This window comes from Actinomadura meyerae, from assembly GCF_900188445.1.
Classification (GTDB): domain Bacteria; phylum Actinomycetota; class Actinomycetes; order Streptosporangiales; family Streptosporangiaceae; genus Spirillospora; species Spirillospora meyerae.
Map to the genome: position 1 here is coordinate 38,465 of NZ_FZOR01000053.1, position 10,654 is coordinate 49,118.

A 10,654-nucleotide genomic window follows, 5' to 3' on the forward strand; every position below is an offset into this window, starting at 1 on the left:
TCCGACCGGGACGAGGGCATGTACGAGACGATCATCTACGCGGTGGACGAGCGGATCGCGCGGATCACGCTGAACCGGCCGGAGGCGCGCAACTCGCTCAGCGACCAGATGATCGGGGAGCTGCTCGACGCGTTCGGGAAGGCGAAGGCCGACCCCGCCGTCCGGGTGATCGTGCTGACGGGCGCGGGCGACCGGGCCTTCTGCGCGGGCGCCGACCTCGGCGGGCTCGGGCGGGCCCAGGCGGACGGCCGCCCGGTCGCCGACGCCGCCGCCATCCGCGACAGCGCCCCGTTCCGCCTGTTCACCGCGTTCCCGAAGCTCGGCAAGCCGATCATCGCGCGGCTCGCCGGGCACGCCGTCGCGGGCGGGCTCGGCCTCGCCGCCGCCTGCGACCTGGTGATCGCCGCGGACGACGTCAAGCTCGCCACCCCCGAGGTCAACGTCGGCCTCTGGCCCATGATGATCATGGCGATCATCAACCGGAACGTCGCGCCCAAGCACGCGTTCAAGCTCTACTACACGGGCGCCCGCATCACCGCCGCCGAGGGCCGCGACATCGGCCTGGTGACCGAGGCCGTCCCGCGTGCCGACCTCGACGCGCGGGTGGACGAACTCGCCCGCACCATCGCGTCCAAGAGCCCGCTCGGCCTCCGCCGGGGCCGCGACGCCTTCTTCGCGATCGAGGGCCGCCCGCTGGAGGACCAGGTGGCCCACCTGCTGGGCGAGCTGGTCGAGCTGGCCGCCACGGAGGACGCCAAGGAGGGCATCACGGCCTTCCTGGAGAACCGCACCCCGGACTTCCAGGGCCGCTGACCGGCGCGATCGACCGGCGCGATCGACCGGCGCGATCGACCGGCGCGGCCGACCGGCGCGGCTGACCGGCGCGGCCGACCGGCGCGATGCCGCCGCCGAGTGTCGGAGGACCCGCCCAGGGGCGCCCCATGGACCGTCCCGTAGGGCGCGGCCGGATGTCCGGGTGTGGCATTGATCTTGCCGCGGTCCGGACCGGTCCCCGAGACTGGGGGACCGCCCCCCGAAGGAGAGCGACCGAGCGTGCGTCTCAAGCTTCCCGGCCTCCGCACCGTCGCGGGCCGAGTCCTGGCCCTGTCCGCCCTGGCGCTGGCGGCGCTCGGCGTCCTGGCCGCCACGCTGACCGCCGGGGCGGGGCACGCCCGCGACGGGCTCGGGGCGCTCGGGCACCGGGAAGGCCCCATGGTCGTCGCCACCAGCGACATGTACCTCGCGCTCAGCGACATGGACGCGCAGGTCACGAACGCCCTGCTGACCGGAGGCGAGAACGGCTGGCTGTGCGACCCGGAGAACGCGGGCGCCAGCTGCGAGCGCAGCGATGAGCGGCAGGTGTACGACATCCGCCGCGAGGACGCCCAGCGGGCCGCGCTGCAGGCGGCCCTGCTCGCCCGTGACGAGCAGGGGCGGCAGCAGACCGTCCAGTCGGTGCTGGACGGCCTGCACACCTACGACCAGTACGTCCAGGCGGCGATGGAGGCCGGGCGGCGGCGGGCGGGCCCGACCGCCGCGCTGCCGCCGGACGGCGTCCGGCAGTACCGGGCCGCGACCGGGCTGATGACGCGGGATCTGCTGCCGAAGGCGTACAACCTCACGCTGGACGGCGCGGCCGACGTCGACACCGCCTACCGGGACGAGCACGCCGCCGTCAGCGCGGGCCGGTGGCTGGTCCTCGGCGCCGGGACCGCGCTGATCGCCGCGCTGGGCGCCCTCCAGGTGTACCTGGCGCGGCGGTTCCGGCGGCTGGTCAGCCTGCCGCTGGCGGCCGCGCTCGCCGGGGCGCTGGTGCTGACGGTCGCGGGCGCGTCCCTGCTGGCCACCGAGGCCGACCACCTGAAGGCGGCCAAGGCGTCGGGCTTCGATCCCGTCCTCACGCTCACCCGCGCCCGCGCGATCGGCAAGGGCCTCGACACCGACCGGGCCCGCCAGCTCCTCGACCCGGCGCAGGGCGACCGCTACGACCAGATGTACCTGGAGAAGTCCCAGACGATCCTCTACATCGGCGGCGCGACCAGCCTGGCCGACTACTACCGCGAACTCGACGAGCGGCTCGCCGGGCCCAAGCGCACCGTCGACTTCGGCGGGTTCTACGGCACCCGCGCACGCAACGCCGAGGACGTCCGCGCTCTCCTGGACGGCTACCGCAAGTACCAGGACCACGACCGCACCGTCCGGTCCCTCGCCGAGAGCGGCCGGCGGGACGCCGCCGTCCGCGCCCACCTGGACCCGCGTTGGGCGCCCCTCGCCCACCCGGTGTTCCGGGCGCATGACCAGGAGCTGGACGCCCGGATCAGCCACTACGACTTCCTCCGCACCCGCCGTGTGGCCGACGGCGACCGCGCCGTGGAGCCGTGGGGCTGGCTGCCGGCCGCCGCCGCGCTGGCCCTCGCCGCCCTCATCGCGGCGGGCGTCTGGCCGCGCCTGTCGGAATACCGCTGACACCGAGAGACGGGAGCCCGCCCGTGCACGCCGCCCGCAGCACGCTCACCTTCGCCGCGTCGACCGCCCTGGCAGGGCTGGCGGTGCTGCTCCTGGCGGTGACCGTGGTGGCGGCGCCGCTGGTGAGCGGCGCCGACGAGCCGCCGTCCATCACCGACCGGGACACCTTGGTCATCGGCGTCAACGACGACCGGCCGGGCCTCGCCATGCGGGCCGGGGACGGCACGTTGAAAGGCTTCGACATCGATGTCGCGACCTACGTGGCCGGACAGCTGGACGTCGCGCCGAAGGACGTGACCTTCAAGCCGCTGTCCTCGGACCAGCGGGAGAAGGCGCTGAGCGACGGCAAGGTCGACATGGTGATCGCGACGTACTCCATCACGCCGGAACGCAAGGCCAAGGTCACCTTCGCCGGGCCGTACTACGTCGCGCACCAGGACATCCTCGTCCGGCAGGGGGACGGCTCCATCAGGGGCGTGCGCGACCTGCGCGGCAGGCGGCTCTGCCAGGTCTCCGGGTCGAACTCCTGGCGCCGGGTGACCGAGGAGCGCAGGGTTCCCGCCGCGCTCGTCTCGGCGGCCTCCTACGCCGACTGCGTCAAGGCCCTGGCCGGCGGGCGGCTGGACGCCGTCTCCACCGACGACCTGATCCTCGCCGGATACGCGGCCGCGCCCGGCTCCCGCGTCACCGTGGTGAACGCGCCGTTCTCCGACGAGCGCTACGGCATCGGCCTGCGCAAGGGCGACGTGAGCGGCTGCCGGGCCGTCAACCGCATCCTGACGGGCATGTACCAGAACGGCGCCGCGGAGACCCTCCTCGACCAGTGGTTCGCCACCTCCGGGCTCAACATCGCCATCACCGTCCCCCAGTTCGAGGGCTGCGCCTGAGGGCACCCGCCGCGATGACCGATCCCGACCCCGATCCGCGGTTCGGCGAGCTGAGCGAGGCCGAACGCGGGCTCCTCGAAGCCGCCGCCACCGGCGCCTGGGCCGAGGTCCGCGCCGGCGGTGCGGACGCTGACCGCCAGGTGCGCGCCGGGCTGCTGGCCGGGCTGCTGACGGGCGAGCGGACGCCGGAGGGCGGGCGGCCGAGGGCGGTGAAGCTGCGGGGTGCGCGCATCACCGGTGCGCTCGACTTGGAGGCGGCCGAGCTGGCATGCCCGCTGCTGCTGGACGGTTGCCGCTTCGAGGAGCCGCTCGTCCTCAGGGAGGCGACCGCGCCATCCGTGCGCCTGCCCGGCTGCGACGTCCCCGAGCTCATCGCCGACCAGCTCCGGACCACCGGAAACCTGGAGCTGAACCGAGGATTCACGGCCGCGCGGGTCCACCTCACGGGCGCCGACATAGGCGGGACGGTCGATCTCAGTGATGCGGCACTGCACGCCTCAGCCGCACCCGCACTGCTCGCAGACGGACTGACGGTCGCCCAGGACATGCTCTGCCGAAACCTCAGCGTGCAGGGCGAGGCGCGCCTGCGCGGGGCGTCCATCAACGGCACCATGGCCCTGGACAAGGCCCGCCTGGACGCCCCAGGCGCCGCCGCACTGGCCGCCGCCCGCCTCACGGTCGGCCACGACGCCTTCTGCCGAGATTTGTCCGCCAACGGCGAAGTGAGGCTCCCCGGTGCCCGCATCGGCGGCCGTCTCGATCTGACCCGCGCCCGCCTGACCGGTGCGGGGGCCGCCGCGCTCACCGCCGACCACCTCGCCGTCGATGACGGTGTGCTCGCCGAGGGCATGTCGTCCGACGGCGAGGTCAGGCTCACCGGCGCCCGCATCGGCGGGACGCTGATCCTGGCGGGCGCCCGCCTGTCCAACTCCGGTGCGCGAGCGCTGAGCGGCGAAGGGCTCGCCGTCGACCAGGACCTGTACGCGACCGGTGGCTTCCATGCCGAAGGCGAGGTCCAGCTCGTCCGCGCCCGGATCGGCGGTGCGCTGAACCTCGACGACGCCGTGCTCGCCAACCCCGGCGGCCAGGCGTGGACCGCCGACGCGCTCACGATCGAGCAGTCCGCGTACTGCCGCCGCCTGTCGGTCGAAGGGGAGGTCCGCCTCGTCGGAGCCAGGATCGGCGGCGTCGCCGATTTCAGTGGCGCACGGCTCGCCGACCCGGGTCGCCGTGCGCTGTACGCGGTACGGCTCAGCGTCGACGGCGACCTGCTGTGCCGCCGGGGGTTCACCGCCGAAGGCGGGCTCCAGCTCTCCGGCGTCCGCGTGGGCGGCCACATCGAACTGGCCGACGCCGTCCTCACCCGGCCACGCCGCCAGGCACTCGACCTGGCCTTCGCGACGGCGCAGGCACTCATCCTCCGCCCCCGGCACGCCCCGGAAGGGCTCATCAACCTCACCGGTACGCAGGTCGGAACCTACGAGGACGACCACCGGACCTGGCCCGCCACGCTCCTGCTCCAGGGCTTCACCTACGACACCCTGACCGGCGACGCGGACGTCCGGTCGCGGCTGCGCTGGGCGTCCCGCCACCGCGGCGGCTACAACCCGCAGATCTACGACCAGCTCGCCGCCGCCTACCGGCGCACCGGCCACGAGGAGGCCGCCCGGCAGGTCGCCATCGCGAAGCAGTGGCGCCGCCGCAAAGTGCTCAGGCCGCCCGGCAAGCTGGCCAACTGGCTGCTGTACCTGACCGTCGGCTACGGCTACCGGACGTGGCTCGCGGCCCTCTGGCTGGCCGCTCTCCTCGCGCTCGGCACCCAGGTCTTCGACCCCGGCCAGATGACGAGGGCCGCGACGCCCGCACCGTCCTTCAGCGCCCTCGGCTACACCCTCGACGTGCTGCTGCCCATCGGCGACCTCGGCCAGCAGAAGGCATGGCAACCCGACGGCGCCGCCCAGTACTGGTCGTGGGCCTTCATCGCGGCCGGCTGGATCCTGAGCACCGCCGTGGTCGCCGGCCTGACCGGCGTCCTCAAGCGCAACTGACGCGTGACCCGCCCGGAACCCGGGGAGTGGCCGCGGCGGCAGAGCCGGGCGAGGAATCGCGGGGTTCTTCGTGGTCGTCCCGGCCGCGGCTCTCCGGGCAACCCGGGCTTGACGCAGGGGCGGTGCAGAGCTGGGCGGTCAATGCGTCGTAGGCCCACTCCTCCCACTTGTCCGGCGACCAGCCGCGATCTTGGACGAAGAGCAGGTACAGCTGCGGGCTGAGCAGCCCGAACAGCAGGTCGGCGGCCGTCTCGACGGAGACGCCGGGCCGGAGGCCGGGTTTGCCGGCCAGCGCCTGGGCCGCGGCGTGCTGCACGGTGTAGCGCGGGTCGGGGCCGTCGGGCCATTGCGCGGCGATCTGCGGATCGGTGGCCGCGGCGGCCGCGATCAGCGGCAGGATGGGGGCGACCCGGCCCAGGATCTCGCGGGTGCCGTGGACGTGCGCGCGCAGTTGCCCGGCCGCGGTGGGCTCGGCGCACGCGGCGCGGAACCACTCACGATCCATGGTGGCGACCGGCTCGGTGTCGCCGGCGATGGACGTGTCGACGACGTCCTTGAACAGCGTGCGCTTGTTGCCGAAGACGAAGTAGACCGTCTGAACGGCCACGCCCGCCCGGTCCGCGACCTCCTGCAGGCTCGTCGCCCCGTACCCCTGCGCGACGAACAGCTCGCGAGCCGCCTCGACGACCTTTTCGCGGGTGCGGCGTGAGCGCTCGGCTCGCTTGTCCGGCCGCTTGACTCCATCCATGTTCAGAGTATAACTCTAAAGTGCATCACTAAAGTTCAACTCTAAAATCTTCGGAGGAGACGATGGACCGGCCCGATGCCCCCCAGAAACCGGAACCGGACCTGACCTCGACGCGGCGAGATCCTGAGGAGGAGTCCGTCCACCGCGCACTGGAGCGCTACTACCGCAGCGGCAAGCCACCGTGGGACACCGGCGTCACACCGCCCGAGCTGGTCGCCCTGGTGGAGGGGCACGGCGCGCTGCCGCCCGGCCGCGCCCTGGAACTCGGCTGCGGGACCGGGACCAACGCCACCTACCTCGCACGGCACGGCTGGGAGGTGACGGCCGTCGACCTGATCGACCGAGCCGTCGACCAGGCCAGGCAGAAGGCCGCGGCGGCGGGAGTGGCGGTACGGCTGCTGCACGGGGACGCCACCCGCCTCGACGAGCTGGACGTGCCGGGCCCCTTCGACCTGTTCTTCGACCTGAGCTGCTACTGCGGGATCCCGCTGCACCGCCGCGACGCCTACGCCGCCGGACTCACCCACCGCGCCGCACCCGGAGCACGGCTGCTGATGTTCGGGTACGGCCCCGAGCCGCCAGGCAACCCGCTCCCCGAGGTCGCCTCGTGGGCGGAGGGCGTCACAGCCGACGAGCTCCGCGCCAGATTCCCCGGCTGGGCACTACTCGACGTCACACCGGGCACCAACTCGGTGCCGACCTTCTGGTTCACACTGCGCCGCAGCGCCTAGGAAGCATGGCTCGCGATCGTCAAGCCGCGCTCCGCACAGGGGCCGGCGACCGACTCCAACTCCTCCGGAGGAGGTACATGAGCGCCGTCGGTAGGGTCGCTACATGATCTTCGGTCCGGTGGTCGACGTCCGTCCCCTGTTCCCGCGCGAGCGGCAGGCCATGCTGGACCTGCTCCGGGCCCTGGCCCCCGCCGACTGGGCCGCGCCGACGGTGTGCCCCGGCTGGGACGTCCACGATGTCGTCGGGCACGTGCTCAACGACTACATGCGGCGCCTGTCGGGCAGCCGCGACGGGTACGGCGGGGCGGTGTTCGCCGATGACGAGACGCTTCCCGACTACCTGGCGCGCGTCAATGACGAGTTCGTCCGGGCGTCCCGGCAACTGAGCCCGCAGCTGATGATCGAGCTGCTGGACCACCTGGGGCCGCAGTTGGACGCTCTGTGGGCGTCCCGGGACCTTCAGGGCGCCGCAGACCTGAACGTCTCCTGGGCCGCCACCGACATCGACAGCCCCGCCTGGCTGGACATCGGCCGCGAATACACCGAGTTCTGGGTCCACCAGCAGCAGGTGCGCGACGCGGTGTCCGTGCCGGGCGCGCTGGAACCCGACCTCATGGCTCCGGTGCTGGACATCTTCGCGCGGGGCCTGCCACATGCCCTGCGCATGCACGACCGCCCCGAAGGGACCACGGCCCACCTGGAAGTGTCCGGCCCGGCGGGCGGACGGTGGACCGTCGCCCGGCGAGACGGCCGATGGCGAATCGCCGAGCCCGATGGCGAGCCGTCCGCACACGTCTCCATGGACCAGGACACCTTCTGGCGGCTGGCGACCCGAGGGATCACCGTGGAGCAGGCCCGAGAGCGCTCGACGGCCTCCGGCGACACCGACCTCACCGCGGCCGTCACGGCCCTGCTCGCGGTCATCGCCTAACCGCCCTGGGAAGTAAACATGCGCATCGGTGTGATCGGGCTGAGCAGAGGGCTCCACCTGGCGAGCTGGGCCCGACGGCTCGGCATGGAGGTGGCCGCCGCCTGCGACCGGGACGCCGCGCGGCTGGAGACGGCCCGTCCGGAACTGCCCGGCGCCGTCCTGACCGAGCACTGGGAGGAGTTGCTGGAGCACCGGCTGGACGGGATCGTCCTGGCCAACGACTTCGACGAGCACGCCCCTCCGGCCGTCGCGTTCCTGGAGCGGGACGTGCACGTGTTGTCCGAGTGCGCGGCCTGTGTGAGCGAGGACGAGGGGCGGCGCCTCGTCGCGGCGGCCGAGCGGTCGGCGGCCACGTACTCCTTCGCGGAGAACTTCGTCCAGCACCCGCATGTCCGCCTGATCCGGGAGGCGGTCGAGGCCGGGGAGCTGGGCCGGGTCAGCCTGATCGAGGCGGACTACCTGCACGGCATGGCACCGGAGGCCGTCACCGCCCTCATCGGCGATCCGGAGTCCTGGCGAGGGCGTATCGCCGCGACGGCGTACTGCACGCACACCGTCTCTCCCGTGCTGGCCGTCACCGGGGCCTGGCCCGTGGAGGTGGCGGCCTTCTCCGCGGACGAGGCCGACCCGCGCAACGCCGTCGTCATGACCGTCCGGCTGTCGACCGGTGCGCTGGCCGTCACCCGCCACGGGTTCTTGCAGGGCGAGCCCGACAGCCACTGGAGTTGGTTGTCCGTCCGAGGTACGAGGGCGTTGGCCGAATCCGTGCGGGCGGCAGGCGAACGCTCGTGGTCCGTCCGCGTCCGCGCGGAGGGCTGGACCAGAGGCGCCGCGACGGCACATGAGGAGGAGCGGGTACCGCCGCCCTTCACCCTGGACGGCCGGGAGGTGGATCGGCGCGACGAGGGGACGGTGCGCATCCTCCAGGGATTCAAGGGCACTGTGGAGCGCGGTGAGCCGCCGCTGATCCCCGTGCGGCCCGCGGTGGCCGCCTCGCTGGTCGGCGTCGCCGGCGCGGAGTCCCTGAAGAACGGCTCGCGACCGGTGCCGGTCCCGGACTTCTCCCCAATGTGATGACCGCGATGAACGAAAGCGTCACACCTCGTCCTGCGCCGGGCAACAGCAACCGCCGCTCTTGATGGAGAGAATCAGCCGCCTCACAGCGTCCCGTCCGAACCGGAGGACGGGCCCGTCAGGGTCGGTACTGTCGCGGACTCCGACCATGGGGCTCAGGTCGGCCAGTTCGACGCAGGTGCCGCCCTCCTGGCCGGTGTAGCTGCTCTTGCGCCAGCCGGGGTGTGGTCCGTCGTTCATCGGTCCTCCGGTAGTGGTGAGGTCGGTCCGCACTTAGATGTTGTGCTTTCGGGGGACGGATGGCGAGGTTCGCTGTGCCCGCTGAGCGGCCGAAAAAGCGGAAAGGCCCCCTCCGCAGAGGGGGCCTTGCTTGCCAGGGGGACGCCTAGCGGTCGAGTTCGCCGGTCTTGATGCGGCTGAGGAGCCCGGCCATGGCGTCCCGTCCGAACTGGAGGACGGGGCCGTGAGGGTCGGTGCTGTCGCGGATGCCGAGAGCGACTTCTAGATCGGCCATCTCGACGCACTGACCGCCCTCCTGGGTGCTGTGGCTGCTCTTGCGCCAGGTTGCGCGCCTCGTTTCGTTCACAAGCCCTCCATCACCTCGCGGATCAGAGCCTCCGAGGCCGTGTCGGTCAAGGCGACATTGCTGATCATGTCCCACAGCCGCCGGATCTGCTCCACTTTTGAGCTTAGTTCGATCACGTGCCCATTGCCTCCCGCCCCCTCCACGTAGGTGAGATCGGCACGATCTTTGCTGCTCAAGAGGGTGAAGCCGCTCGCAGGGTAGACGGGCGAGTTGAGAGGTGCGATCAGAATGCTGATGTTGGGCTCCTGGCGTAGTTCCAAGAGTCGGTTGAGCTGGCCCTTCGTTATGTCTTTGGTGCCGACCACGTTCCTGATCGCAGTTTCCATGAGCAGTACGACGACCCACGGCGGGTCCTTCCTCGCCAGTACTTCTTGCCGGGCCATGCGACTTGCTACAGCCCGATCCAAATCATGAGCCAGTTGGCCCGGACGTAGAACTTCGCGCGCATAGTCCTCTGTTTGCAGAAGACCGGACACCACGAGGTGGTCATAGACGCGGACGGCGTCGGCGGTTCTTTCCAGGTCGGCGTAGGGGCGGAAGAAGACCGGGATGCCCTCCTTGGCGGCGAGGGGCTGGAGCTCCTGGAACTGCTCGTCGGTGCCGAAGTGGGCGTCGAGGAGTTCAGCGAGCTGCGGGGACGGGGCCTGGGCGGCGGTCTCGACCTTGGAGATCGTGTCGTGGGAGTAGCCGACCGCCTCGGCGAGCTGAGCTTGGGAAAGTCCGGCTTTGTCCCGAAGCTTCCGGAGCTTTGCCCCGAAAAGTGCGGCCGTCGACTCGGTCGGGTCGAGTTGCTTCCGATTCACCATGAGTTGCCCTCTGGAAGTATCGAGTCGGGTAAAGCTCGTTCCACTTCCGACCATAACCAGAAACTCACACGATGTGTAGCGGAATGCACACGGCGAGCGGCGGGAGCGGTGAAAGTGATGATCTTCGGGCGGGATCGGTGGAGGGGTGAGTTCGACAAAACGGACTATTCAGTTCGAATGGAAGGGACGGCGGTCGGGCCGCGTGTGATGCGCCGGGGGTTTCTCGCCGAGCCGGAGGTCGTCCAGGAGGGGCGGCTGATCGTTGAGTCGCAGGCGCTCCAGTGACCCTTTTTCATCCTCGGGCGGGTCGATTGATCACAGCATGATCGCGAGTTGATGGAGTCTCCTCGGACGCAGAGAAGCCCCTGGTAGACGGG

11 protein-coding genes are annotated in these 10,654 nt (G+C 71.6%); 7 read left to right on the forward strand and 4 right to left on the reverse strand.

Annotated elements, in window-relative coordinates; translation table 11 throughout:
- Window positions 1-18 precede the first annotated feature (18 nt).
- The 4 genes from CHF16_RS35195 to CHF16_RS35210 all read left to right on the forward strand — a co-directional run bounded on the left by CHF16_RS35195 (window position 19) and on the right by CHF16_RS35210 (window position 5,401).
- Window positions 19-813 (forward strand): enoyl-CoA hydratase-related protein, encoded by a 795-nt coding sequence (locus CHF16_RS35195; protein WP_089330507.1) that lies wholly within the window; start codon window positions 19-21, stop codon window positions 811-813.
- Window positions 814-1,053: 240 nt separating this feature from the next.
- Window positions 1,054-2,466: a hypothetical protein gene (locus CHF16_RS35200; protein ID WP_089330508.1), complete on the forward strand. Its 1,413-nt coding sequence runs from the start codon at window positions 1,054-1,056 to the stop codon at window positions 2,464-2,466.
- 23 nt (window positions 2,467-2,489) lie between these two features.
- Complete coding sequence (locus tag CHF16_RS35205; protein ID WP_245869725.1) at window positions 2,490-3,353, forward strand: glutamate ABC transporter substrate-binding protein; 864 nt, start codon at window positions 2,490-2,492, stop codon at window positions 3,351-3,353.
- Window positions 3,354-3,367: 14 nt separating this feature from the next.
- Window positions 3,368-5,401, forward strand: a complete 2,034-nt coding sequence (locus CHF16_RS35210) for a hypothetical protein (protein WP_089330509.1) — start codon at window positions 3,368-3,370, stop codon at window positions 5,399-5,401.
- Here CHF16_RS35210 and CHF16_RS35215 read toward each other — a convergent pair.
- Complete coding sequence (locus CHF16_RS35215) at window positions 5,388-6,149, reverse strand: TetR/AcrR family transcriptional regulator (protein WP_218826989.1); 762 nt, start codon at window positions 6,147-6,149, stop codon at window positions 5,388-5,390. The genes CHF16_RS35210 and CHF16_RS35215 overlap by 14 nt on opposite strands.
- A 62-nt stretch (window positions 6,150-6,211) precedes the next feature.
- Here CHF16_RS35215 and CHF16_RS35220 point away from each other — a divergent pair, with 62 nt between their 5' ends.
- From CHF16_RS35220 to CHF16_RS35230, 3 genes are all read left to right on the forward strand, one after another.
- Entirely contained in the window at window positions 6,212-6,880 is a 669-nt protein-coding gene (locus CHF16_RS35220) for a class I SAM-dependent methyltransferase (RefSeq protein ID WP_089330510.1), read from the forward strand.
- Between the two features lie 103 nt (window positions 6,881-6,983).
- Window positions 6,984-7,811 (forward strand): maleylpyruvate isomerase family mycothiol-dependent enzyme, encoded by an 828-nt coding sequence (locus CHF16_RS35225; RefSeq protein ID WP_089330511.1) that lies wholly within the window; start codon window positions 6,984-6,986, stop codon window positions 7,809-7,811.
- Between the two features lie 18 nt (window positions 7,812-7,829).
- Window positions 7,830-8,885, forward strand: coding sequence for a Gfo/Idh/MocA family protein (locus CHF16_RS35230; RefSeq protein WP_089330512.1), 1,056 nt, complete (start codon window positions 7,830-7,832; stop codon window positions 8,883-8,885).
- A 21-nt stretch (window positions 8,886-8,906) separates the two neighbouring features.
- Here the strand turns inward: CHF16_RS35230 and CHF16_RS35235 are convergent, their stop codons facing one another.
- The 3 genes from CHF16_RS35235 to CHF16_RS35245 all read right to left on the reverse strand — a co-directional run bounded on the left by CHF16_RS35235 (window position 8,907) and on the right by CHF16_RS35245 (window position 10,277).
- A complete protein-coding gene (locus CHF16_RS35235; RefSeq protein WP_089330513.1) occupies window positions 8,907-9,125 on the reverse strand; it encodes a DUF397 domain-containing protein in 219 nt (72 codons plus the stop codon).
- A 145-nt stretch (window positions 9,126-9,270) separates the two neighbouring features.
- A complete protein-coding gene (locus CHF16_RS35240) occupies window positions 9,271-9,471 on the reverse strand; it encodes a DUF397 domain-containing protein (protein ID WP_089330514.1) in 201 nt (66 codons plus the stop codon).
- Window positions 9,468-10,277, reverse strand: a complete 810-nt coding sequence (locus tag CHF16_RS35245) for a helix-turn-helix domain-containing protein (RefSeq protein ID WP_179271857.1) — start codon at window positions 10,275-10,277, stop codon at window positions 9,468-9,470. The genes CHF16_RS35240 and CHF16_RS35245 overlap by 4 nt, the downstream gene beginning before the upstream one ends.
- Window positions 10,278-10,654 lie beyond the last annotated feature (377 nt).

Excerpts from the sequence above, each read along its gene's own strand:
- CHF16_RS35225 (WP_089330511.1), top strand. The coding sequence starts at position 6,984 with ATGATCTTCGGTCCGGTGGTCGACGTCCGTCCCCTGTTCCCGCGCGAG.
- CHF16_RS35230 (WP_089330512.1), top strand. The coding sequence starts at position 7,830 with ATGCGCATCGGTGTGATCGGGCTGAGCAGAGGGCTCCACCTGGCGAGC.
- CHF16_RS35245 (WP_179271857.1), bottom strand. The coding sequence starts at position 10,277 with ATGGTGAATCGGAAGCAACTCGACCCGACCGAGTCGACGGCCGCACTT.
- CHF16_RS35195 (WP_089330507.1), top strand. The coding sequence starts at position 19 with ATGTACGAGACGATCATCTACGCGGTGGACGAGCGGATCGCGCGGATC.
- CHF16_RS35220 (WP_089330510.1), top strand. The coding sequence starts at position 6,212 with ATGGACCGGCCCGATGCCCCCCAGAAACCGGAACCGGACCTGACCTCG.
- CHF16_RS35215 (WP_218826989.1), bottom strand. The coding sequence starts at position 6,149 with ATGGATGGAGTCAAGCGGCCGGACAAGCGAGCCGAGCGCTCACGCCGC.
- CHF16_RS35210 (WP_089330509.1), top strand. The coding sequence starts at position 3,368 with ATGACCGATCCCGACCCCGATCCGCGGTTCGGCGAGCTGAGCGAGGCC.
- CHF16_RS35235 (WP_089330513.1), bottom strand. The coding sequence starts at position 9,125 with ATGAACGACGGACCACACCCCGGCTGGCGCAAGAGCAGCTACACCGGC.